At 71.6% G+C, this 23,236-nt stretch carries 21 protein-coding genes and 1 pseudogene; 11 read left to right on the top strand and 11 right to left on the bottom strand.

Features of this window, described 5'->3' with window-relative positions; all coding sequences use genetic code 11:
* Window positions 1-209 precede the first annotated feature (209 nt).
* Complete coding sequence (locus ACN27D_RS10630; RefSeq protein ID WP_358177560.1) at window positions 210-1,703, top strand: amino acid permease; 1,494 nt, start codon at window positions 210-212, stop codon at window positions 1,701-1,703.
* A gap of 68 nt (window positions 1,704-1,771) precedes the next feature.
* Here ACN27D_RS10630 and ACN27D_RS10625 read toward each other — a convergent pair whose 3' ends face one another.
* From ACN27D_RS10625 to ACN27D_RS10610, 4 genes are read right to left on the bottom strand one after another with little or no spacing between them, the layout of a single operon-like run.
* On the bottom strand, window positions 1,772-2,596 hold the full coding sequence (locus ACN27D_RS10625; RefSeq protein ID WP_358177557.1) for a carbohydrate ABC transporter permease: 825 nt from the start codon (window positions 2,594-2,596) through the stop codon (window positions 1,772-1,774).
* Between the two features lie 10 nt (window positions 2,597-2,606).
* Window positions 2,607-3,569 carry a carbohydrate ABC transporter permease gene (locus tag ACN27D_RS10620; RefSeq protein ID WP_120572986.1) on the bottom strand — a complete coding sequence of 321 codons (963 nt, stop codon included), beginning with the start codon at window positions 3,567-3,569 and terminating at the stop codon, window positions 2,607-2,609.
* 6 nt (window positions 3,570-3,575) lie between these two features.
* Entirely contained in the window at window positions 3,576-4,907 is a 1,332-nt protein-coding gene (locus ACN27D_RS10615) for an ABC transporter substrate-binding protein (RefSeq protein ID WP_421499024.1), read from the bottom strand.
* Between the two features lie 37 nt (window positions 4,908-4,944).
* Window positions 4,945-6,456, bottom strand: a complete 1,512-nt coding sequence (locus tag ACN27D_RS10610) for an alpha-N-arabinofuranosidase (RefSeq protein WP_421501129.1) — start codon at window positions 6,454-6,456, stop codon at window positions 4,945-4,947.
* Window positions 6,457-6,606: 150 nt separating this feature from the next.
* Between ACN27D_RS10610 and ACN27D_RS10605 the strand changes: the two genes are divergently transcribed.
* Window positions 6,607-7,605, top strand: coding sequence for a LacI family DNA-binding transcriptional regulator (locus ACN27D_RS10605; protein ID WP_421499023.1), 999 nt, complete (start codon window positions 6,607-6,609; stop codon window positions 7,603-7,605).
* Window positions 7,606-7,722: 117 nt separating this feature from the next.
* Here ACN27D_RS10605 and ACN27D_RS10600 read toward each other — a convergent pair whose 3' ends face one another.
* The 3 genes from ACN27D_RS10600 to ACN27D_RS10590 form a co-directional block, all read right to left on the bottom strand.
* Window positions 7,723-8,448 carry a methyltransferase domain-containing protein gene (locus ACN27D_RS10600; protein ID WP_421499022.1) on the bottom strand — a complete coding sequence of 242 codons (726 nt, stop codon included), beginning with the start codon at window positions 8,446-8,448 and terminating at the stop codon, window positions 7,723-7,725.
* Between the two features lie 607 nt (window positions 8,449-9,055).
* Window positions 9,056-9,373: a hypothetical protein gene (locus ACN27D_RS10595; RefSeq protein WP_421499021.1), complete on the bottom strand. Its 318-nt coding sequence runs from the start codon at window positions 9,371-9,373 to the stop codon at window positions 9,056-9,058.
* A 38-nt stretch (window positions 9,374-9,411) separates the two neighbouring features.
* Entirely contained in the window at window positions 9,412-11,049 is a 1,638-nt protein-coding gene (locus tag ACN27D_RS10590; protein WP_421499020.1) for an ABC-F family ATP-binding cassette domain-containing protein, read from the bottom strand.
* Between the two features lie 85 nt (window positions 11,050-11,134).
* Between ACN27D_RS10590 and ACN27D_RS10585 the strand changes: the two genes are divergently transcribed.
* Entirely contained in the window at window positions 11,135-11,905 is a 771-nt protein-coding gene (locus tag ACN27D_RS10585) for an ROK family protein (RefSeq protein ID WP_128138242.1), read from the top strand.
* A 74-nt stretch (window positions 11,906-11,979) separates the two neighbouring features.
* Here the strand turns inward: ACN27D_RS10585 and ACN27D_RS10580 are convergent.
* Window positions 11,980-12,830 (bottom strand): annotated as a pseudogene (locus ACN27D_RS10580) (IS5 family transposase).
* A gap of 75 nt (window positions 12,831-12,905) precedes the next feature.
* On the opposite strand from ACN27D_RS10580, the gene ACN27D_RS10575 reads away from it, so the two are divergent.
* Genes ACN27D_RS10575 through ACN27D_RS10565 form a run of 3 tightly spaced genes read left to right on the top strand, consistent with a single transcriptional unit; the run spans window position 12,906 to window position 14,067 of the window.
* Complete coding sequence (locus tag ACN27D_RS10575) at window positions 12,906-13,268, top strand: tetratricopeptide repeat protein (protein ID WP_120572992.1); 363 nt, start codon at window positions 12,906-12,908, stop codon at window positions 13,266-13,268.
* A 59-nt stretch (window positions 13,269-13,327) separates the two neighbouring features.
* A complete protein-coding gene (locus ACN27D_RS10570) occupies window positions 13,328-13,582 on the top strand; it encodes a Smr/MutS family protein (RefSeq protein WP_013288724.1) in 255 nt (84 codons plus the stop codon).
* 2 nt (window positions 13,583-13,584) lie between these two features.
* Window positions 13,585-14,067, top strand: a complete 483-nt coding sequence (locus ACN27D_RS10565) for a hypothetical protein (RefSeq protein ID WP_421499019.1) — start codon at window positions 13,585-13,587, stop codon at window positions 14,065-14,067.
* Window positions 14,068-14,071: 4 nt separating this feature from the next.
* Here ACN27D_RS10565 and ACN27D_RS10560 read toward each other — a convergent pair whose 3' ends face one another.
* Window positions 14,072-14,620 carry a YciI family protein gene (locus tag ACN27D_RS10560; protein ID WP_421499018.1) on the bottom strand — a complete coding sequence of 183 codons (549 nt, stop codon included), beginning with the start codon at window positions 14,618-14,620 and terminating at the stop codon, window positions 14,072-14,074.
* Between the two features lie 109 nt (window positions 14,621-14,729).
* The gene (locus ACN27D_RS10555; protein ID WP_421499017.1) at window positions 14,730-15,041 is read right to left on the bottom strand and encodes a winged helix-turn-helix transcriptional regulator; all 312 of its coding nucleotides are present in this window, start codon (window positions 15,039-15,041) and stop codon (window positions 14,730-14,732) included.
* Between the two features lie 68 nt (window positions 15,042-15,109).
* On the opposite strand from ACN27D_RS10555, the gene ACN27D_RS10550 reads away from it, so the two are divergent.
* Complete coding sequence (locus ACN27D_RS10550; RefSeq protein WP_421499016.1) at window positions 15,110-15,994, top strand: NAD(P)-dependent oxidoreductase; 885 nt, start codon at window positions 15,110-15,112, stop codon at window positions 15,992-15,994.
* Window positions 15,995-16,076: 82 nt separating this feature from the next.
* On the opposite strand, the gene ACN27D_RS10545 is transcribed toward ACN27D_RS10550, so the two are convergent.
* Window positions 16,077-18,455, bottom strand: a complete 2,379-nt coding sequence (locus ACN27D_RS10545; protein WP_421499015.1) for a M28 family peptidase — start codon at window positions 18,453-18,455, stop codon at window positions 16,077-16,079.
* A gap of 312 nt (window positions 18,456-18,767) precedes the next feature.
* On the opposite strand from ACN27D_RS10545, the gene ACN27D_RS10540 reads away from it, so the two are divergent.
* The 4 genes from ACN27D_RS10540 to ACN27D_RS10525 are packed head-to-tail and all read left to right on the top strand — an operon-like array spanning window position 18,768 to window position 23,026.
* Window positions 18,768-19,961 (top strand): PP2C family protein-serine/threonine phosphatase, encoded by a 1,194-nt coding sequence (locus ACN27D_RS10540; RefSeq protein WP_358177516.1) that lies wholly within the window; start codon window positions 18,768-18,770, stop codon window positions 19,959-19,961.
* 53 nt (window positions 19,962-20,014) lie between these two features.
* On the top strand, window positions 20,015-21,775 hold the full coding sequence (locus ACN27D_RS10535; RefSeq protein ID WP_358177513.1) for a sensor histidine kinase: 1,761 nt from the start codon (window positions 20,015-20,017) through the stop codon (window positions 21,773-21,775).
* Entirely contained in the window at window positions 21,772-22,224 is a 453-nt protein-coding gene (locus ACN27D_RS10530) for a response regulator (protein WP_091569521.1), read from the top strand. The genes ACN27D_RS10535 and ACN27D_RS10530 overlap by 4 nt, the downstream gene beginning before the upstream one ends.
* Window positions 22,217-23,026 (top strand): inositol monophosphatase family protein, encoded by an 810-nt coding sequence (locus ACN27D_RS10525; protein ID WP_121686248.1) that lies wholly within the window; start codon window positions 22,217-22,219, stop codon window positions 23,024-23,026. Before ACN27D_RS10530 ends, ACN27D_RS10525 begins: the two co-directional genes overlap by 8 nt.
* Window positions 23,027-23,236 lie beyond the last annotated feature (210 nt).

Here is a 23,236-nt window from a genome sequence, read left to right as displayed (position 1 = left end):
GCCGCGCTACCCATGCCTTCGGTAGAAAACTTTCATCTATCCGTGCCCGGCGCAAGACCCTGACGGCCGATCGATGTCCCGTGTCGTCCGATCGGCCGGATCGTGACGATTCCGAGACACACGGTGCGGGATTGGAGCGGAAAACGGCTGGGTAGCTTGCCGGTCGCAGACCGCCACCGTGGCGGCCGCACGGCGGGGGAGGTGATCAGATGTCGGTCCTGCGTACCAAGCCGATCCGGGACGTGCTCGCCCAGGGCGACGCCGACGGCGAGGACGGCAAACCGGGCCTGCGGCGCCGGCTCGGCGCGGTCGACCTGATGGGCTTCGGCATCGGCATCGTGATCGGCACCGGCATCTTCACGCTCACCGGCGTCGAGGCGCGCAACAGCGCCGGGCCGGGCGTGGTGATCTCGTTCGGCATCGCCGGCCTGGTCGCGCTGCTCGCCGCGCTCTGCTACGCCGAACTCGCCAGCAGCGTGCCGACCGCCGGCAGCGCCTACACGTACGCGTACGCGACGATGGGCGAGATCGTCGCCTGGATCATCGGCTGGGACCTGCTGCTGGAGTTCGCGCTCGGCGCGGCGGTGGTGGCCCGCGGCTGGTCCGGCTACCTCGCCGACCTGTTCGGCCTGCCCAGCGCCTGGTTCGCCGAGGAGGGCAGCGTCGTCAACCTCGGCGCGATCGGCATCGTGCTGGTGCTCGGCGTGGTCGCCATCGTCGGCATCCGCGAGTCGGCCCGGGTCACCAACCTGCTCGTGCTGGTCAAGGTGGCGATCTGTGCCTTCGTCATCATCGCCGGGCTGTTCTTCGTCAAGGCGGCCAACCTCAGCCCGTTCATCCCGTCCGCCGAGCCGGCCGGCGCCGGGGACGACGGCATCAAGCAACCGGTGACCCAGGCCATCTTCGGGCTGGAACCCTCCGTCTTCGGCTTCGTCGGGGTGCTCACCGCCGCCGCCGTCGTGTTCTTCGCGTACACCGGCTTCGAGGCCGTGGCGAACCTGGGTGAGGAGACCCGCAAGCCCAAGCGGGACCTGCCGCTGGGCCTTCTCGGCACGCTCGTGATCTCCACGGTGCTCTACATCGGCGTCTCGCTGGTCGTGGTCGGCATGGTCAAGTACACCGAGATCGACGAGGGCGCGCCCATCGCGTCCGCGTTCCGGGCGGTCGGCGCCGGCTGGGCCGCGGTGCTCGTCTCCATCGCCGCCGTCGCCGGGCTCACCAGCGTGATCCTGGTCGACCTGGTGGCCATGGGCCGGATCGGCTTCGCCATCGCCCGCGACGGGCTCATCCCGCCCGCCATCGCCAAGGTGCACCCGCGCTGGGGCACCCCGTACCGGATCGCCGGGATCATGACGATCGCGGTGGCGCTGCTGGCCGGTTTCCTGCCGCTGTCGGCGCTGGCCGACCTGGTCAGCATCGGCGCGCTCTGCGCGTTCACGCTGGTCGCCATCGCGGTGCCGATCCTGCGCAAGCGCCGCCCCGACCTGGAGCGGCCGTTCAAGGTGCCGTTCTCGCCGGTGCTGCCGATCCTCACCGCCGTGGCGTGCCTCTACCTGAGCCTGAACCTGTCGGTGGAGACCTGGCTGCGGTTCCTCGCCTGGATGCTGATCGGCGCGGTCATCTACTTCGGGTACGGCCACCGCAAGAACCGGCTGGCCCGGCGCGAGCACTCGGACACCCCCGAGCCCGCCCCCACCCCCTGAGGCGGGCACCTGAAGGGCCCCCTTCTCGACGCCGGCGCGCGTCGAGAAGGGGGCCGTTCCCTATCCGCTCACCCCTTCAGGCCGCTGCGGGAGACGCCCTGGATGATGTGCCGCTGGGCCAGCACGAACAGGATCAGCACCGGCACGCTCGCCAGCACCGCGCCCGCCATGATCACCGGATAGTCGGTGACGTACGCGCCCTGGAGCAGGCCCAGACCCGCCGGCAGGGTGAGCCGTTCCGGGCTGAACAGCACGTACACCGGCCAGAGGAAGTCGTTCCAGTTGGTCAGGAACGACAGCACCGCGAGCGTCGCCAGGGCCGGCTTCGACAGCGGCAGCAGCACCCGCCGGAAGATCTGCCAGTGGTTCGCGCCGTCCAGCACCGCCGCCTCCTCCAGCTCGGCCGGGATGGAGAGGAAGAACTGGCGCAGGAAGAACACCCCGAACGCGTTCGCCGCACCCGGCACGATCACCACTGTGAGCGTGTCGATCCAGTTCAGCCGCTCGGCGATGATGAAATTCGGGATGATCAGCGAGGTGGGCGGCAGGAACAGGGTGCCCACGATCAGCGCGAACAGCACCTTGCGGCCGCGGAACCGCATCCGGGCCAGCGCGTACGCGGCCATCGACGCGGTCACCAGCACCAGCAGCGTGTGCAGCGTGGCCGCCGCCATGCTGTTGACGAACCAGCGCAGCACCGGGTTCGCCGCGTTGTCGACGATCTGCCCGTAGCCGTAGGTGGAGAACGGGTCCGGCAGCCAGCCGGGCGGCACCCGCTGCGCGTCGTCGTACGTCTTCACCGAGGTCAGCAGCATCCAGACCAGGGGGGTCACGAAGATTGCGGTGATCAGCAGCAGGACGCCGTACCGCGCCACCGCGCGCATGTTCCTCATGTCGTAGCCCTCAGTCTTCCCGGTAGCGGAACAGCCGGAAGTTGACGACGCTCACCACTGCCAGCAACAGCGCGAAGAACACGCTCATCGCGGCGGCCCGGCCGGCGTCGTAGTCCCGCAGCCCCTCGTCGACGATCCGCCAGACCACGGTCCGGGTCTGCTCGCCCGGCGCGCCCTGGGTGATCAGGAACGCCTGCCCGAACACGTTCGCCGAGGCGAGGATCGTGGTGGTGAAGACGAACAGCATCACCGGGCGCAGCCCGGGGATCGTGACGTGGCGGAACCGGTCCCAGGCGCCCGCGCCGTCCACCTTGGCCGCCTCGTACAGCTCGGCCGGGATGTCCTGGAGACCGGCCAGGTAGATCACCGCGTTGAAGCCGCACGTCCACCACACGGTCACGCCGACAAGCGACACCCAGGCCCACGGCACGTCGGTCACCCACGGGGTGTCCGAGGGCAGCCCGGCCACGCCGAGCAGCCGGTTGACCAGGCCCAGGTTGGCGTCCAGCAGGAACCGCCAGAGCAGACCGATCACCGCCACGCCCAGCACGTACGGCGCGAAGAAGGCAGCCCGGAAGAACGTCCGGCCGGGGAACGAGCGGTTGAGCAGCAGCGCCAGCCCGAGCGGGATCACCACCAGCAGTGGTACGGAGAACAGCGTGAAGATCCCGGTGGCCCGGACGCTCGACCACCAGTCCCCGTAGATCGCCGACTCGCTGGAGAACAGGTCCCGGTAGTTGCCGAGCCCGACGAACGGCCGGTTGGGCAGTTGCAGGTCCCACTGGTGCAGGCTGATCCAGAGCCCGAACAGGATCGGCGCCAGGCCGAAGACGCCGAACAGGATCAGGTACGGCGCGAGGAAGAGGTACGGGGTCGCGCGGTTGCCGCGTTCCGTCGCGCCCCGGCGGCGGGTGGGCGCCGCCGGGGGCGGCGCGTTCTCACGCACCGCCCCGGCCTCGATCACGTCCGCCACGGCGGATCAGTTCCCGTACTTCTTGCGGTTGTCCTCGAGCTGCTTGTTCGCCTTGGCCACGCCGTCGTCGAGCGCCTGCTTCGGCGACTTCTTGCCCAGCGCCGCCTCGTTGAACGCGCTGTAGAACGTCAGCATGACCTCACCCAGGCCCGGCGCGGCGGGCGGGAAGGCGGCGTACTCCAGCTCCGGGGCGAGCGCGTTGACCTCGGTGAGGCCCTTGAAGTCGCCGCTCTCGCGGACCGCCTTGCGGGCCGGCACCTGGCCGCCCTTGGCCCAGTCGAGCGAGTGCTGGCTCAGCCAGTTGATGAACACCTTCGCCCCGGCGGTCTTGTTCGCGTTCGCGGAGCGCTGCTTGACGATGGTGAAGTTGTGCGAGTTCGCCCAGGCGGCCTTCTGGCTGCCGATCTGCGGCAGCGGCGCGACCCCCCACTGCACGTTCGGGCTCTTCTTCAGATCGTTGATCTGCCAGATGCCGTTCCAGGTGAACGCGTTCTTGCCGTTCTTGAACGCCAGGTAGTCGGCGTCCTGGCCGACGTTCGCCGGGGAGTGGCCCTGCTTGATCATGTCGACCAGCCAGGTGCAGGCCTCGACCGCCGGGTCGGAGTTGAACGTCGCCTTCGCCACCTCGGCGTCGAAGAGTGTGCCGCCCCACTGGTGCAGCAGGCTGTAGAAGGTCATCCCGCCGGTGAACTGGAACGGGCTGACCCAGAAGCCCTGCACGCCGGACTTCTTCAGCTCGGTGAGCGCCGCGGTGTACTCGTCCCGGGTCGTCGGCGGCTTCTCCGGGTCCAGGCCGGCCTTCTGCATGACGGCCTTGTTGTAGTAGAAGCCCAGCGGGTGCATGTCGAGCGGGATGCCGTACCGCTTGTCGTTGTAGAGGCCGCCCTTCCAGACCGTCGGGGCGAAGTCGCTCTCGCTCAGCTCCAGGGCCTTGGCCACGTCGTCCAGTTCGCTGATCGTGCCGCGGGCGGCGAACGTGGCGAGCTGGTCCATGTGCATGACCGCGATGTCCGGGCCGTTGCCGCTGGAGACCGCGCCGGGGAGCTTGCTGTAGTAGTCCTGCCACTCGTAGGTGATCACGCTGACCGCGATGTTCTGGTGCTCGCCGTTGAACTGCTGGACGAGCGCCTTGAAGATCTCGCCGTCGCCGCCGGTGAAGCCGTTCCACAGCTTCAGGTCCACCTTCGGGCCGGTGTAGTCCTTGCCGCCGTTGCCGGACGCGCCGGAGCTGTCGGAGCTGCTGCCGCCGCCGCAGCCGCTGAGGGTCAGCGTGGCCGCCGCGCCGAGCCCGAGGCCGAGGCCGAGCAGGCGCCGCCGGCTCATCTCGTTCTGGATCATGGGTACTCCTTGGGGGACGGGATGGAGTATTGCCTGGTCACAGCGCCGGCACGAAGCGCAGCAGGTTCCAGGAGGTGGCCGGCAGCAGCACGGAGGCCCGGCCGCCGTCGACAGTGGGAATGGTGAGGTCCCGGGGCGTGACCCGCTCCGGGTCCGCTTCGGTGTTCGTGGCGTCCGGGTCGGTTCCGGCCGCCACAGTGGTGTGCGCCTCGGCCCGCAGGCCGGGCAGGCCGCGCAGGTCCAGGTCGAGCGGGACGTCCTGCGAGCTGCGGTTCACCGCGAAGACGGCCAGCCCGCCGGTCTCCTCGTCGTGCACGGCGACGGTGTCCAGCGCGGGCACGTCGCCGTACCGCCGGGTCTCGTAGGCCGGGCCGGTGGGCTCGGTCCGCAGCACGGTGCCGCGGGCGTACCGGGCGGTCAGCGCGAACGGGTGGAAGATGCTCTGCCGCCAGGCCGGGCCACCGTTGCGGGTACGGATCGGGGCGATCACGTTGGCGAGCTGCGCCTGGCAGGCCACGCCGATGCGGTCGGCGTGCCGCAGCAGGGTGATCAGCAGGTCGCCCACCACCACCGCGTCGACGGCCGTGTAGTCGTCCTCGATCAGCGCCGGCGCCTCGACCCAGCCGCGCCGGTCCAGGTCGGACTGGAGGCGGGACTGGTACCAGACGTTCCACTCGTCGAACGAGATCTTCAGCTTGCGCTTCTGCCGCAGCCTGGCGCCCACGTGGTCGGCGGTGGCGACGACCTCGCTGATGAAGGCGTCCATGTCGACGGCGGAGGCGAGCAGGCTGGCCCGGTCCCCGTCGGACGGGTCGTAGTAGGTGTGGGCGGAGATGTAGTCGACGTGCTCGTAGGTGTGTTCCAGCACCGTCGCCTCCCACGCGGCGAACGTGGGCATTCCCCGGCTGGAGCTTCCGCAGGCGACGAGGCTGATGGAGGGGTCGATCATCTTCATCGCGCGGGCGGTCTCGGCGGCGAGGCGGCCGTACTCGTCGGCGGTCTTGTGCCCGACCTGCCACGGCCCGTCCATCTCGTTGCCGAGGCACCACAGCCGCACCCCGTACGGCTGCTCGGCGCCGTGCTTGCGGCGCAGGTCGGACAGTTGGGTGCCGCCCGGGTGGTTGGTGTACTCCAGCAGGTCGAGCGCCTCGGTGACGCCGCGGGTGCCGAGGTTGAGGGCCATCATCGGCTCGACACCGGCCTCCGCCGCCCAGGTCATGAACTCGTCCAGCCCGAACTCGTTGGTCTCGATCGTCTTCCAGGCCAGGTCGAGCCGGCGCGGACGGTCGCCGATCGGGCCGACGCCGTCCTCCCAGCGGTAGCTGGAGACGAAGTTGCCGCCCGGGTACCGGACCACCGACACGCCCAGTTCGCGGGTCAGGTCCAGCACGTCGCGCCGCAGACCCCGCCGGTCGGCGCTCGGATGTCCCGGTTCGTACACCCCGCCGTAGACGCAGCGCCCCATGTGCTCGACGAAGGAACCGAAGATCCGGCGGTCCGCCGGCGCGATCCGGAACGCCGGATCGATCGTGAGCTGCGCGTTCGGCACGATGCCAACCTCTCCCTCGCTGCTGTTGCGGGTGACCACGGTCACTCCGCCGTCAGTGGTTTCTACAACGTTGTAAGCGCCCGTGTAAAGAGGCAGTCGCGTCGTGGTGGCGCGGTACAGTGCGGCCAGCGTTCACCGGAAGGAAGTGCAGTGCGGCACAGGCTCAAGGACGTCGCGGAGCGGGCCGGAGTGTCGGTGAAGACCGTCTCCAACGTCGTGAACGGCTACCAGCACGTGCGCGCCGACACCCGGGCCCGGGTCGAGGAGGCCATCGCCGCACTCAACTACCGGCCCAACCTGTCGGCCCGCAACCTGCGCAAGGGCCGTACCGGTGTGATCGCGCTGGCCGTACCCGAGCTGGACATCCCCTACTTCGCCGAACTGGCCCGGCACGTCGTCACCGCCGCCGCCGACCAGGGCTGGACCGTGCTCATCGACCAGACCGGCGGTGGCTCCGAGCAGGAACGCAAGGCCGCCAGCGGCATCGGCGACCACATGATCGACGGCCTGATCCTGAGCCCGCTCGCACTCACCGCCGACGACCTCGCCGCGCTGGCCGGCCTGCCCATGGTGCTGCTCGGCGAACGCGTCGACCACGGCCCCGCGGACCACGTCATGATCGACAACGTGGCCGCGGCCCGTGAGATCACCGCCCACCTGATCGGGCTCGGCCGCCGCCGGATCGCCGCGATCGGCTCCCAGCGCACCCCCGAGGGCGCCAGCGCCCGGCTCCGTCTGGCCGGCTACACCGCCGCGCTGGCCGAGGCCGGCATCGCGTACGACGACCGCCTGGTGGCGCCCGCGCCGACCTGGCACCGCGCGGACGGCGCCGCCGCCATGCGGCACCTGCTCACCACGGGGGTACGCCCCGACGCCGTCTTCTGCTTCAACGACACGCTCGCGCTCGGCGTGTTGCGTGCCCTGCACGAGATGGGCCTGCGCGTGCCCGAGGACGTCGCGGTCGCCGGCTTCGACGACATCGAGGACGGCCGCTTCTCGATCCCGACGCTGACCACTGTCGCCCCCGACAAGGAACGCATCGCCCGTCTCGCGGTCGAGCTGCTCGCCGGTCGCCTTGGCCCCGACCGCGACTCCCCACCGCGCGAGCTGGTAGCCCCCCACCACCTGGCCCTGCGCGAATCCGCCTAGCCCTGTTCTTGCCGTCGATCATGAAGTTGACGGCGAAGTCGATCTCCTTGAGTGCCGTCAACTTCATGATCGACGGTCTCTGGGGCGTCTCTGGCGCGTCTCTGGGGCGGGGTGGGGTCAGTCGAAGAAGCGGGCCAGGTGGGAGGGGGGCGGGGCGGGGGCGTCTGCGGGCAGCGGGGTCAGGTCGGCGAAGATCGAGGCGCCGTCGCAGCCGACGTGCAGCGGATACCAGCGCGGCGTACCCGGTGGGCGCTGACCGCAGATGCCCTTGAACGTCTGCACGTCCAGCAGGCGTACGTGGGTCGGGTCGGCCACCGCGTTGACGTGCCGCCACCAGGGACTCATCACGTGCAGCACCCCGCCGGGCCGCAGCACCCGGTGGCACTCGTCGAACAGCGGCAGGAAGTCGATCAGGTGCTCGACGATGTGCACCGCGAAGAACACGTCCACCGAGTCGTCGCGCAGCGGCAGCGAGCCGGCCAGGTTGGCGACCGCGTTCACCCCCGGCGCCGGATAGATGTCCAGTCCCAGGTTGCCCGGCCACTGTTTGGTCGCACCGCAGCCCAGGTCGACCACCACCGGCGCCCGCCCGGCCACTGTGACCCGGCACCAGACCCCGAGTACGCCGGACAGCCGGCCGATCAGCTCCCGTACCAGCCGTAGCTGTTCCGGATCGGCGACCTCGCCGGTCAGGTGTGCCACCCCACGGTCGAAGCGGACCTCGACGGCCGTGCCGCGCAGCCGCTCGTCGTGCCGGACCATGTCGGCCCACGCCTCGGCGAGGAAGCCGTCGGTCTGCCGGAGTCGCTCACCCGAGAGAGCGGTCTGCCCCATCACCACCATGCGCCACCTCCGGCGGCCCGTTACCCCCTTTTCACCCCCATATGCCCCACCCACCCGTCGTCCTCCCACCCCGGGCTGCCGCCCAACCGCCCCTCCGCCCTCGTCCCGCCGCCCGAGTCGCGTCCCGCGCCCGGCCGCGCCCGCCCGGCCGCACCCAGTCCGTCCGTCAGCCCCGTCCGACCCGCCCTCGCCCTTCGTCGGCCCGGCCGCCCCGCCTGTCGCCCGTGATCAAGGAGTTCATGTCAGCAGAAGACGCCCTCGGAGACCCAAACTCCTTGATCACCGAAGCGCGCCCGAGATCTTGGAAGATTCCGGCCCTCATAGGGGCACTTTCCTTCCAAGATCTCCCACGACCCGGACCGACTCCGTTGATCAAGGAGTTTGTGTCCTGGATCGGGGGCGAAGTCGACGCGAACTCCTTGATCGACCCTGCAGGGCGGGGTTGTGCGGGGAGGCGGGGCAGGGTCGCGGGTCCGCCTTCGCCGATCTTGGAGTTGCGGCCGGGACCAAGCTCGCAAAGAGGACATGCGAGAGGCTGAAACTGCAAGATCAACGGGGAGGGCGGGGAGGGCGGGGAGGGCGGGGAGGGCGGGAGGGGAGCAGGGGGTCAGGGGGAGAGGGTTCGGCGGACTGTGCGGGAGCCTCGCATGCGCTGGCGGGGCTGGGCAGCCGCTACCTTCGGGCGCTTGAGGTGGTAGCGGTGCAGCTCGTTGTTGCCCGGCAGCGACGGGTCCTCGCTCATCGCGACCAGTTCCCAGCCCTGGTCGCCGGCCCGGTTCAGGTGGGCCAGCGCGGTGTCGCCGTACGGCGTCACGTCGATCATGGAGCCGTCCGGGCCGTACCAGATGAAGACGACCTCCCACCCGGCGTCGGTGGCGGCGGCCTGGCGGCGGCGGACCAGCAGCGCGTACTCCCACTTGAGCATGCGCTCATTGTGGACCCGCGCGGGCGACTCGGCACGGATCAGTGTTCGGCGATCCGTCCGTCCGCGACGCGCAGCCGCCGGTTCACGCTCACCGCGTCGAGCATCCGCCGGTCGTGGGTCACCAGCAGCAGCGTTCCCGGGTAGCTGGCCAGCGCCGATTCGAGCTGCTCGATCGCGGCCAGGTCGAGGTGGTTCGTCGGCTCGTCGAGCACCAGCAGGTTCACGCCCCGGCCCTGGAGCAGGGCCAGCGCGGCCCGGGTGCGCTCGCCGGGCGACAGCGTCGCCGCCGGCCGCAGCACGTGGTCGGCGCGCAGCCCGAACTTCGCCAGCAGCGTGCGCACGTCGGCCGGGGCCAGATCCGGTACGGCGGCACCGAACGCGTCGAGCAGCGGCTGGTCGCCGAGGAACAGCCCTCGGGCCTGGTCGACCTCGCCGACCACCACACCCGGGCCGAGCGCGGCGTGCCCCTCGTCCAGCGGGAGCCGGCCGAGCAGCGCGGCGAGCAGGGTGCTCTTGCCGGAGCCGTTCGCCCCGGTGATCGCCACCCGGTCGGCCCAGTCGATCTGCAGGTCCACCGGGCCGAGCGTGAAGCCGCCTCGGCGTACCACTGCTCCTCGGAGCGAGGCCACGACGGCGCCGGCGCGGGGCGCGGCCGCGATCTCCATCCGCAGCTCCCACTCCTTGCGCGGCTCCTCGACCACCTCCAGCCGCTCGATCAGCCGGGCGGTCTGCTTGGCCTTCGCGGCCTGCTTCTCGGTCGACTCGGCGCGGTACTTGCGGCCGATCTTGTCGTTGTCGGTGGCCTTGCGCCGGGCGTTCTTGACGCCCTTCTCCATCCACGCCCGCTGGGTGCGGGCGCGCGCCTCCAGGTCGCTCTTCGTGTCGGCGTACTCCTCGTACTCCTCGCGGGCGTGCCGGCGCGCCACCTCCCGCTCCTCCAGGTAGGCCGCGTAGCCACCGCCGTAGTGGTTGACCTGCCGCTGGTGCAGGTCCAGCTCGACGATCCGGGTGACCGTGCGGGTGAGGAACTCGCGGTCGTGGCTGACCACCACGGTCCCGGCGCGCAGGCCGGTGACGAAGCGTTCCAGCCGGTCCAGCCCGGCCAGGTCGAGGTCGTTGGTGGGCTCGTCGAGCAGGAAGACGTCGTACCGGCTGAGCAGCAGCGACGCGAGCCCGGCGCGGGCGGCCTGCCCGCCGGACAGGCCGGTCATCGGGTGGTCCAGGCCGACGTCGAGACCCAGCTCCGCGGCGACCTGCGCGGCTCGTTCGTCCAGGTCCGCGCCGCCGAGGTCGAGCCAGCGTTCCAGAGCGTTCGCGTACGCGTCGTCGGCGCCCGCCGCCCCGGCGGTGAGCGCCTCGGTGGCGGCGTCCAGCGCGGCCTGCGCGGCGGTCACCCCGGTCCGTCGGGCCAGGAACTCGCGGACCGTCTCGCCGGGCCGGCGCTCCGGCTCCTGCGGCAGGTAGCCGACCGTCGCCGTGGGCGGGCTGAGCGAGACCGAGCCCTGCTCGCGGGGGACCAGACCGGCGAGGGTACGCAGCAGCGTGGACTTCCCCGCGCCGTTGACCCCGACCAGCCCCACCACGTCGCCGGGCGCGACGACCAGGTCGAGGTCTTCGAAGAGGAGGCGGTCACCGTGGCCGGCGGTGAGGTCCTTGGCGATCAACGTGGCGCTCATCAGGTGGTCGAGCCTACCGGCGGGCGCATCCGGATTACCGTGACCCGCGCTCGCGGCGGCACCGGTGTGAGGGAGACTCACAGCCGTGGTGACCACACTGGCGATCGACTGCGGTGGCGGCGGGATCAAGGCCTCCGTGCTGGACGCCGCCGGGACCATGCGCGCCCGGCCGCTGCGCGTGCCCACGCCGTACCCGTTGCCGCCCGGACTGTTCGTCAAGACGCTGCTGGATCTCGGCGCCCGCCTGCCCACGGCGGACCGGCTCACCGTCGGCATGCCCGGCATGATCCGGCACGGCGTGGTGGTGGCGACGCCGCACTACGTGACCCGTTCCGGGCCGCGCAGCCGCGTCGACCCGGACCTGGTGGCGGAGTGGTCCGGGTACGACGCGCGCACCGCGCTGGCCGAGGCGTTCGGCGTACCGGCGCTGGTGCTCAACGACGCCGAGGTGCACGGTGCGGGCGTGGTCGCCGGGACCGGCTGCGAGCTGGTGCTGACGCTCGGCACCGGGCTGGGCAGCGCGTTGTTCGACGGCGGGATGCTGGCGCCGCACCTGGAGCTGTCGCACGCGCCGGTGCGGTGGAACACCACGTACGACACGTACGTGGGGGAGCCGGAACGGCGGCGGCTCGGCGACGCGTTCTGGTCGCGGCGGATCCGGCAGGTGGTGGACGGCCTGCGGCCGGTGTTCCGCTGGGACCGGCTGTACCTCGGCGGCGGCAACTCGCGGCTGATCCGGCCCGAGCAGGTGGCCCGGATGGGCGACGACGTGGTGATCGTCCCGAACACGGCCGGAATCGTCGGTGGTGTCCGGGCCTGGGACCTGATCGGCGGCCGGTACGACCCGACCACCTGATCTTCGCCCGCAGGAACACTCGCGCTCGCGCCGGTGTTGTGCCAGCGTCGGACCTAGGCCGTGTCTTCAAAGGTTCACAACCATTGGAGTAGCGCGGCGATGGTGACGGTGGCCTGGTACGACGTGGCTGTCTTGTCGTAGCGGGTGGCGACGCTGCGGCAGTGCTTGAGCCGGTTGAAGCAGCGCTCGACGACGTTGCGCCGCTTGTAGAGCTGTTTGTCGAAGGCCGGTGGTCGGCCGCCTCGGCTGCCGCGCCTGCGGCGGTTGGCCTGCTGGTCGGCGCGTTCGGGAATGGTGTGCCCGATGCCGCGTCGACGCAGGTCGGCTCGGATGGCCTTGGAGCTGTAGCCCTTGTCGGCGATGACGTGCTCGGGTCGGACCCGAGGCCGGCCGGGACCTGGCCGTCCGACACGGATGGCGGCCATGACGTGGGCGAAGCGGGTGCAGTCGTTGACGTTGCCGCCGGAGAGCACGAACGCCAGGGTTCGGCCGAGGCCGTCGCAGGCGAGGTGAATCTTGGTGGTCAGTCCACCTCGACTTCGACCGAGGGCGTGATCTTGTGGTTCGTCCGATTCCCGGCGCCCCCTTTAGCGCCGGCTGCGTGCTGATGAGCTCGCACGATCGTGGAGTCGACCGACACCAGCCAGTCGATGTCCCCGGCCGCGTCCGCGTCGGCCTGGACCCCGGCGAGCATCCGCTCGAACGTGCCATCCAGGGCCCACCTACGGAAACGGGTATAGATCGACTGCCACGACCCGTAACGGGCGGGCACATCCCGCCACGCCGCCCCGGCCCGGATCTTCCATACGATCCCGTTGAGCACCCGCCGGTCATCAACCCGCGGCCTGCCACCGGTCACCGCCGACGGCAGATACCGCGCCAACGCTTCCCACTCGACGTCAGACAACTCGTAGCGACGACCCACGCGCTACATCATCCGACACCAAGATCCTTTGAAGACACCGCCTAGGGCCTGGCGCGACACGAGGAGGTGGGTCGAGTGGATCTTCTGGCGGAGTACCGGCGGGCGACCATGTTCTTCGAAGCGGGTGACCCGACCGGAGCGGCCCGGCTGCTCGAACCGATCATCGAGGCGGAGCCGGACAACTCCTCGGTCCGGCAGCTGCTGGCCCGCGCGTACTTCCAGTCGGCCCAGCTCAACCGGGCCGAGGAGCAGTTGCGCGCGCTGGTCGACCGCGACCCGAGCGACCACTACGCGCACCACGTGCTCGGCCGCACGCTGGAGCGGATGAACCGGCCGGCGGACGCGCTGCGGCACCTGCGCATCGCGGCCGCGATGTACTCGACGAACACCGACTACGCCACCGCCCTGCGCCGGGTGGAGGGCAAGGTCGGTCGTTGACCGATGACGCGGAAGGGCAGCCCGGGCGGGCTGCCCTTCCGCGTACCTAGGATGGGACCGTGAAGCTCAAGCTCGACCTCCACGACATCTACAACAAGGGCCACGACATCGATCGCGCGCTGCGCGGGATCATGGACGAGGCGGTGGCGAAGAAGGCCACGCTCGTGGAGATCATCCCGGGCAAGGGGTCGGGCGCGCTGAAGAAGAAGGTGCTGCGCTTCCTCGACCAGAAGGACGTCAAGCAGCTCTACCACCGGGTCGAGAAGGACTCGAAGAACTTCGGCCGCCTGTTCGTGCACTTCCGCTGGAAGTAGCCGTGCCCGATACACCCGATGACACCGAAGCGGCGGCCGTGCAGGTGCTGCGTCCGGTCATCGGCCGGGATCTCGTCGCGGTCACCGAGGCCCGCCACTGGTTCGGCGGCCGGCGTGGCGGCGACACGGAGAGCCTCTTGCACTTCTGGCTGCACTTCTCGGGCACGCCACCGCTCATGGCCCATGGATCCGGCGAGGCGTTGCGTCTTCGGTTCGCCGAGCCGTACGCGGCGTACGACATGGGGGAGGACGGTGAGACGCGCGTCGGACCGGCACAACGGCCCGATCTGCTGGCGCTGCTACCGGGGCATCGGCTGCTGAACGCCGCACCGATCCGGGGCGTATCGGCCCAGCCGGCGGGTGTCCTGCTGCGGTTCGATCACTGCGACCTGGTCGTCGCGTCTCTGGCTGACGAGTGGGTGCTGCGACAGGGACAGGTACCGTCCGAACTGCGCGTCGGTGGCTGGCTGGGAGATCACGAGTAGCCGGTTACGCCGGACGGCCGCCGAACACCCAGTTGTGCACCTCGACGTCGGCGTACCGGTCGGCGGCCACCACCGCCCGCGCCTCGTCCGGGTCGGCCGCCCGTACCAGCGCCGCCGTGCCCACCCACGTCGCGCCGTCGTCGGACAGCAGCGGCCCGTACGCGATCAGCTCGTCCTGCCGCTGCGGCAACGCCGGGCCGGCGCTCTGCTCCGGACCGAGGCCGAGCACCAGGTAGCGGTTGCCGCCGGTCCGGCCGCCGGTGAAGTCCCACATGGTGCGGCCCAGCATGTTCCGCCACCGCCGCAGCATCACGTCCCGGTACGCGCCGGCCTGGTAGTTGGGCTCGTCGAAGGCGAACGTCCGGGCGGCGGCGGGGTCGGGCAGGCTCAGGATGTGCACGCTGCCGGTCGGCGAGCCGTCGTCGGCGAGGGTCGGGCCGCGCGCGATCATCTGCTCCGCGTACCGGTCCATGTAGGACCAGTGCTCCTCGACCAGTTCCTGGCGCAGAGACGCCGAGCCGGGCCGATCGCGGTGGTAGCAGAGGAATTCCATGACCCGAGTCTCGCTGTCGACCAACAGACGTAGCCACTTTTTTGTGGGTACTTGTCGCCGTGCGCGACCGCGACGAACCTGGTTGTGGGCAGAGGCGGAAAAGAACAGGTCAGGAGGCGGTGCGGGCTTCGGCGAGTTTGTCCAGGCGGCGGTGGCCCCAGTCGGAGAGGGGAGCCAGCGCCTCGGCCAGTTCGCGGCCGAAAGCGGTGAGCGAGTACTCGGTCTTCAACGGCAGCACCTCGTACGCCTCCCGGTGCACCAGTCCGTCGCCCTCCATCTCGCGTAACGCCTGAGTCAGCACCTTCTCGGTGAGTCCCGGAAGCTGCCGGCGCAGCTCTCCGGGGCGGCGCGGGCCGGATTCCAGCAGCCAGAGCAGGGCTGTCTTCCACTTGCCGTCGATCACGGCGATCGCGGCCGTCACTCCACAGACGTTCAGATCCTGGGCCCGGCTGCGCGTCATCTGCGTCCCGTTCGACAAGAGGAGTCTGCGTGAACACCAATCCCGACAAGTCTGTCACGGTGCTCGGTCTGGGACCGATGGGTCGTGCGCTGGCCGGCGCCTTCCTGAGCGCCGGAGTGCCCACGACGGTCTGGAATCGCACGCCCGGCAAGGACCGTAGGCTGGTCGAGCGGGGCGCGACGAGCGCACGGACCGCCGAGGAGGCGGTCGCCGCGAGCGGGCTGACTGTGGTCTGCGTGGTGAACTACGACGCGTCGGACGCGATCCTGCGACGCGATGCGGTGGCCGCCGCGCTCACGGGTCGAACGGTCGTCAGCCTGACGGCCGACACCCCGGACCGGGCCAGGGACACCGCAGGATGGGCGGCCGGCCACGGCATCCGGTATCTGGACGGCGCGATCATGACGCCGACCACCACCATCGGCACCGCGGGCGCGGTGCTCATCTACAGCGGTCCGGCCGGCCTCTACCGGGAGCACCAGCCGGTGCTCGACGCGCTGGGCGGCACCCACACCCACCTCGGCGAGGAGATCGGGCGCGCGGCGGCGTACGACATCGCGCTGCTCGACATCTTCTGGACCGCGATGGCGGGTTACGCGCACGCGCTGGCGGTGGCCAGGGCGGAGGGCGTCACGGCGCGGGAACTCGCGCCGTTCGCCGCTGGTATCGCCACGATCCTGCCGCCGATCTTCGAGGAGGGCGCGGTGGAGATGGACACGGGCACCTTCCCCGGAGACGGCAACCCGATCACCTCGGCCGTGTCGTCCATGGCGCACATCGTCCACACGTCCGAGGCGCACGGCATCGACGCGGGGGTGATGCGCGCGGCCGAGGGCATGGCCCGCCGGGCCGTCGGGCTGGGCCACGGCGCGGACGGTTTCCTGCGGGTCGCCGAGGTGCTGGGGCGGCGCTGACCCACAGCCAGTACGCCGAAGTGGCGGTATCCGCGAGCCGGGATACCGCCACTCCGGCGAGGTGGTGTCGATCAAGCGGCGGTCAGAGCGGGTACGTGCGCGCCACCGCCAGCATCTCCGAGCTGTGCGAGCCGACCACGCCCACGCCCTCCGGCCGGGGCCGGAACCCGGGCACCCCGGACAGTCCGTCACTGGCGTCCATGGCCCGCACCGACACCGCACCGCCGCGCGGCACGAGCGTCAGCGTCACCTCGACGCCTTCCGGCGGCGGGGCGTGGAACACGACCCCGAATCCCCACTTCCCGTCGCCCGGCTCGACCGGCACGTTCCGCCCGGCCACGGTGGCGGACCGCACCGTGGCGGTGCTGGTGTCGACGTGCAGCGTGAGCAGGCGTACCTGCCGCTGCGGCACCACCCGTACCCGCAGCACGCGCTGGTCGCCCGAGCGGCTGTCGGAGAGCAGGTCCAGCTTCGGGGCGGGCAGGGGCGCCGCGGTGGCCGGTCCGCCGCGCAGCTCGGTGGTGCCCAGCCCGGGGAAGTCGTCGGCGATCGAGACCGTGCCGTCGACGTAGCCGTCGGTCCAGGGCTGCGGCTTCTCCTCGCGAGTGAGCCACGCGGCCTTCCCGGTGCCCGCGTCCAGCGCGTACATCAAATGGGTCGGCACGGGATGCGCGGCGTCGAAGCGGTCCACCGCGAGGCCGACCCCGGCGAGCACCACCGCGGCCAGCGCGGCGGCCGCGGCGGGCAGCGCGCCGAGCCGGCGTGCGCGCAGCGCCAGCAGACCGCGCTGGCCGCCGGCCCGGGGGTGCAGCAGGTCCACCACCGGGAGTACGGCGAGGCCGAGCAGCACCGCGACGAGCGCGGCTACCGCGCCCATGCCCATGCCGAGCGCCGGGAACAGCAGCACCACCGGAGGCAGCAGGATCACCACCGCCACCGCGGCGGCGAGCGTCACCGCGACCACCGGCCACGGGCCGTCGCGCCGGGTGGCGAGCGCCGCGAACCCGGCGAGCGCGCCGGCCAGCGCCGGCAGTGTCGTCAGGTACGCCCCGCCGGGCACCGCCACGGCGAGCAGCACACCGAACACGGCCAGCCAGGCCAGCCCGCCGAACGCCAGCGCGGCCGGGCCGACCCGGCGGCGCAGCAGCGCGTACCAGCAGAACAGCACCGCGGCGGAGAGCGCCACCACGGCGAGCCGGTACCAGACCGGGCGGTACGGGTCGAGCAGTTCGGCGTATCCGGGCCGGATCGTGGTGATCGCGGTCCAGAGCAGCCACGCGCCGAGCGGGGCCACGACGACGGGGGCCAGGGTGAGGCCGAAGCCGGCGGCGAGCGTGCCGGCGGTGGCCCGGCCGCGGCGGCGCAGGAGCCAGCCGAGCGCGCCGACGGCGAGCAGCGCGGCCACGGCGAGCGGCAGGGTCAGCCAGCCGGGGTAGCGGACCAGGCCGCCGAGCACGGGGAAGTAGGTGTCGTCGTGACCGGCACGCAGGTCGCCCAGGTCGGTGCGGCCGAACTCGCGGGCCAGGCCGAGCGCGTTGTCACCGTGCATCTGGAGGCTGCCCCGGTCCATCCGGGCCGGCACGTCCAGCGGGGTGTGGTAGATCGCGCCGCCGTCGATGTACGCGGAGTTGAGGCCCACGAACCTGCGGTCGAGGAACGCGGTGAAGTCGGTGTCGTTCGGCAGCGCCCGGTAGATCTCCACCGCGAACGAGGTGCCCACCGGGTGCGGCGCGGCCCTGCCGAAGATCTCCACGAGCTTCGCGTTGTTCCGGGACGTCTCGAACATGATCACCGGACCGGTGGAGCCGCGCGCCTCCAGGTTGAGCACCACCCCGCCGTCGCGCGCGAGCGGGTGGTCGGCGGCGAATCCGGCGGCCCCGCACAGGCACGCCTCCTCCGCGTCGGTCAGCACGAAGACGATGTCGTTGCGGGGGCGCGGGCCGGTGCTCAGCGCCCGGGCCACCTCCAGGATCGCGGAGGTGCCGGCGGCGTCGTCGTTGCCGCCCGGCCCGGTCTGCACCGAGTCGTAGTGGGAGACCAGGAACACCTTCCCGGTCGGGTCGGTGCCGGGGAGCCGGGCCACCACGTTGCGGACCCGGGCCAGCGTCGCCCCGCCCGCCGCGCCGGACAGTTGCCCGGCCTCGGGCGCGACCGCGTCCTGCACCTCGGTCTGAAGGCCCAGCCCGCGCAGCGTGCCCACCAGGTGTTCGCGTACCCGGTCGTTGGCGGCGCTGCCGGCCACGTGCGGCTCGGCGGCGATCACCTCGACGTTCCGGAACGCCCGGCCGGCGCTGAACTCGCCCTCGGGCGCGTCCGCCGGACGCGGCGCCGGGGTGGAGAGGCCGACCAGGACGCCCGCCCCGACGGCGAGCAACGCCACAGTCGCGGCGACGGCGGCGATCGGCCTCCGGCGGGGTCTGGCGAACGCGCGGTCGGCGGGGCGGGTGGGGGGTACGCCCACGGGGGACTCCTCGGGGTGGATCTACGGGGTGGGGATCATCCTGCACCCCCGGGGCCTGCGGCGGCAGTCCCCGGTCGGTGCGCTGCGGGCGTGACAGCGCTCCCGGCGTAACATCGTGGGTCGACCGTGCCGCTGTCCGGATGGACGTGTCACACGCTCCGCCGCACCGGCGACGGTCGCGCGGTGTGCGACTGTTGTCTGAGTCAGGATCAGCAGGGCATTCGGAAGGAGCCCGACATCACCAGCGAACTCCCGCGACTCGCGGCGGTTACCCGACCGCAGCGGGGTTCCGGCGCGTCGGGTGCCGTCTACGTGCCGTCGGCCGGGGCGGGGCTGCACGGCGGCGTCCCGCCGGGCGAGCGGCTGCGGGTGCTGCTGGTCGAGGACGACGAGGGCGACGCCTTCCTGGTCGGCGAGCTGCTCGCCGAGACCAACTCGATGATCGACCTGCTGGTCGCCACGAGCCTCAGCGAGGCCCGGCAGCGGGTGATGGGCGTGGACTGCGTCCTGCTCGACCTGGGCCTGCCCGACGCGCAGGGCCTGGACGGGCTGCGCCGGGTGCTGGAGATGGCCAGCGGCGCCGCGGTCTGCGTGCTGACCGGCCGCTCGGACGAGCACCTGGGCATCGTCGCGGTCGCCGAGGGGGCGCAGGACTACCTGGTCAAGGGCCAGGTCGACGGCGTCCTGCTGACCCGGGCGCTGCGGTACGCGGTCGAGCGCAAGCGGGCCGACGAGAACGCCCGCCGGCTGCGCGAGGTGGAGCTGCGCCAGGCCGAGTCCGCCCGCCTGGAGCGTGGCCTGCTGCCGCAGCCGCTGATGACCACCGACGAGGTGTCGGTGCACACGTTCTACCGGCCCGGCCGGCACGCCGCGCTGATCGGCGGCGACTTCTACGACGTGGTGCAGACCCAGCCGGACCGGATCGACCTGATCGTCGGCGACGTCTGCGGGCACGGCGTGGACGAGGCCGCGCTCGGCGTCGAACTGCGCGTGGCCTGGCGGGCGCTGGTGCTGGCCGGGGTGCCGGACGACGAGGTGCTGCCCGCGCTGGAGCAGGTGCTGATGAGTGAGCGCCGCCTCCAGGAGATCTTCGCGACGGTGGCCACCACCCGGCTCGACCTGGCGTCGGCGCGGGCCACCGTACGCCTCGCCGGTCACCCGCCGCCGCTGCTGCTCAGCGGCGGCAAGGTCGCGCCGGTGCCGGCCAAGGGCGGGTTGCTGCTGGGCGTACGCCCGCGCCGCCCGGTCGCCTTCGACCTGGAGTTCGACACCGACGACTGGTCCCTGCTGATGTACACCGACGGCCTCATCGAGGGCCGGGTGGACGGCGGGGACGAACGCCTCGACGTGCCGGGCCTGACCGGGCTGCTCGCCGAACCGGCGAACCGGGCGGTGCCGCTGTCCGAACTGCCCGCGTGGCTGGTCGGGCGGGCCGAGCAGATCAACGGTGGTCCGTTGGCCGACGACGTGGCGATGTTGCTGGTGACCCGGGGCACCGGCCGGTGAGCGAACAGCGAACCGGTCCGGCAAGTCCCGCAGTGCCGAACGGAGAAGAACCTGTGAAGGCGTACCAGCAGGGTTGGACCCTGCGGCGGCGGGTGGCCGCGCTGCTCGGCGTGGTGGTGGTGCTGCTGCTCGGCCTGGCCGCCGCGGAGGCGGCGGTCGCCGCGAAGAACCGGCAGAACATCGACGCGGTGCTGCTCAAGACCGGTCCGCTGCGTGTCCAGGCGCAGGAGCTGATGAGCGTCCTGCTCGACCAGGAGACCTCGGTGCGCGGGTACGCGGTGAACGGTGACCGCAGCGACCTGGAGCCCTACCAGGAGGGCGTGCGGCGCGAGCAGAGCCTGGTCGCCTCGATCCGCGACCTCTCCGCCGACTACCCGGACGTGCGCCGGTCGCTGGTCGTGGTGGAGCAGGAGACCGCGCAGTGGCGGACCCAGGTGGCCGAGCCGGTCATCACCACCGTCGAGCGGGACGGCCCGGAGGCCGGCCAGGCGCTGATCACCGACGCGACCCGCCAGCAGTTCGACGGCATCCGCACGGCGGTGAACACACTTCAGGAGGAGATCCTCACGGTCCGGCAGGAGACCGCCGACCGGGTCAACGCGACGAGCAACACGCTCGTCGTACTGCTGATCATCGCCGCGCTGGTGGTGACGACGGCCGGCGTGGTCATGCTGCTCTCGCTGGACCGGATCCTGATCCGCCCGCTGGCCGACCTGGTCGGTCAGGTGCGTGAGGTGGCCGACGGCGACTACCGGCACCGCATCGAGGGGTCCGGGCCGCCGGAGTTCCGCCGGCTCGCCGACGACATCGACCAGATGCGGATGAAGATCGCCCGGGAGCTGGACGAGGTACGCGAGGCCCGGGAGCGCATCGAGTGGGTCAACAGCCAGTTGCAGAAGCAGGCCGAGGAGCTGACCCGGTCCAACCGTGACCTGGAGCAGTTCGCGTACGTCGCCTCGCACGACCTCCAGGAGCCGCTGCGCAAGGTGGCGAGCTTCTGCCAGCTCCTGCAGCGGCGGTACGCCGGGCAGCTCGACGAGCGGGCCGACCAGTACATCGCCTTCGCGGTCGACGGCGCGCAGCGCATGCAGCGGCTGATCAACGACCTGCTGGCGTTCTCCCGGATCGGGCGGTTGACCACCGGTTTCACCGAGGTCGACCTGAACAAGGTGATGGGCGACGTGGCGGGGCAGACCGAGGCGGCGTTGCAGTACTCCGACGCGGAGCTGACCTGGGGCGAGATGCCCACCATCCGCGGCGAGGAGCCGCTGCTGACCAACCTGCTGGTCAACCTGGTCAGCAACTCGGTGAAGTTCCGCCGGCCCGACGTGCCGCCGAAGGTGCACGTGTCGGCGCGGCTGGTGGACGGCGAGTGGGAGATCAGCTGCCGGGACAACGGGATCGGGATCGAACCGGAGTTCGCCGACAAGATCTTCGTGATCTTCCAGCGGCTGCACTCGAAGGACGCGTACCCGGGCACCGGCATCGGACTGGCCATCGTCAAGAAGATCGTGGAGTATCACGGCGGCCGGGTCTGGGTGGACACCGACGCCGACGAGGGCACCACGATCCGGTTCACGCTGCCCGCGCTGGAGGCCGACATCGAGGCCGCCAAGGCGGCGGAGGCCGCGGCGGACGACGACACGACGGACGCGGAGGACGCCGCGGAGCCGGCCGAGGCGCCGGCCGCTGAGGGCGCCGACGGTGACCCGGCGGACGTCGGGCGGCAGCCGGACGGCGAGGCACGCGAAGAGCCGCCCGCGGAGGCGGACCGACACGGTACAAACGGTGGCATGAAGGAGACGGTGGGATGACCGCGCCCGCGGACGGCAAGAGCCCGATCGAGGTCCTGCTCGTCGAGGACGACCCCGGCGACGTGCTGATGACCCAGGAGGCGTTCGAGGAGCACAAGCTCCGCAACCGCCTCACCGTCGTCTCCGACGGCGCCGAGGCGCTCGCCTACCTGCGCCGCGAGGGCCAGTACGCGGACGCGGTGACGCCCGACCTGATCCTGCTCGACCTGAACCTGCCCCGCCGGGACGGCCGGGAGGTGCTGGAGGAGATCAAGAAGGACGAGGAACTGCGCCGGATCCCGGTCGTGGTGCTCACCACCTCGCAGGCCGACGAGGACATCCTGCGCAGCTACCAACTGCACGCCAACGCCTACGTGACCAAGCCGGTTGACTTCGAGCGCTTCATCTCGGTGGTCCGCCAGATCGACGAGTTCTTCGTCAGCGTGGTCAAGCTGCCGCCGCGTGGCTGACCCGCTGCTGGACGACGTCGGCGCGCTGCTGAAGGAGGCGGCGGCCAAGGTCGTCGTGCCGTTGTTCCGCCGGCTCGACGCGTCCGACATCTCCGAGAAGGCACCGGGCGAGGTGGTCACCGTCGCCGACCGCGAGGCCGAGGCGCTGATCTCCGAAGGGCTGCGGCGGCTGCGTCCCGGCTCGGTGGTGGTCGGCGAGGAGGCCGTCGCCGACGACCCGGACCTGCTGCGGCACCTGCGCGGCAGCGGCGACGTGTGGCTCGTCGACCCGGTCGACGGCACCTCCAACTTCGCCGCCGGCCGCCGGCCGTTCGCGCTGATGGCGGCGCTGCTCACCGACGGCGTACCGGTGGCCTCCTGGGTGTACGACCCGCTCGACGGCACGATGGCGGCGGGCCGGCTCGGCGCCGGCACCGAGCTGGACGGCGCGTCGCTGAGTACGCCGCAGGCCGAGCCGCGGGTGGGCGCGCTGCGCGGCACCGCGGCGACGAAGTTCCTGCCGCCGGACTTCCGCCGCCGGGTGGAGGAGGGCGGGCGCCGCATCGGTGAGCTGCTGCCCGGCCAGCACTGCGCCGGCCGGGAGTACCTGGACGTGCTCACCGGCACGCAGCAGTTCGTGCTGTTCTGGCGCACCCTGCCGTGGGACCACACACCCGGCGCGTTGCTGGTGCGCGAGGCCGGTGGCGTTGCCCGCCGGTTCGACGGCACCGACTACCACCCGGCCGACGAGGGCCGGGGGCTGCTCGTCGCGGCCAGCCCGGAGATCTGGGACGAGGTGAGCGCCGCCCTGCTGGGCGGTTGAGCGGCGCTGCGCGACGGGCACGGCACGCTGCGTCGACGTCGGACGCCCTACGCGGTCGCCGGCCTGGCGTGTCGCGCGTGGTCCGGTATCGTGACCGGCGGTCTCCGCCAGCAGGCCGCCGTCCGGCGCCGGCGGAGACGCCGCTCGGTGTGCGGGGGCCGGCGGTCGACGGAAGGACCATCACGTGCCCAGGACCAGCCCTACCGGCCG

The sequence above is a fragment of the Micromonospora sp. WMMD1274 genome (assembly GCF_049179035.1).
Taxonomy (GTDB): Bacteria; Actinomycetota; Actinomycetes; order Mycobacteriales; family Micromonosporaceae; genus Micromonospora; species Micromonospora tulbaghiae.
The sequence above is the reverse complement of the archived record's forward strand: the minus strand, read 5'-3'. Positions and strand labels throughout refer to the sequence as shown.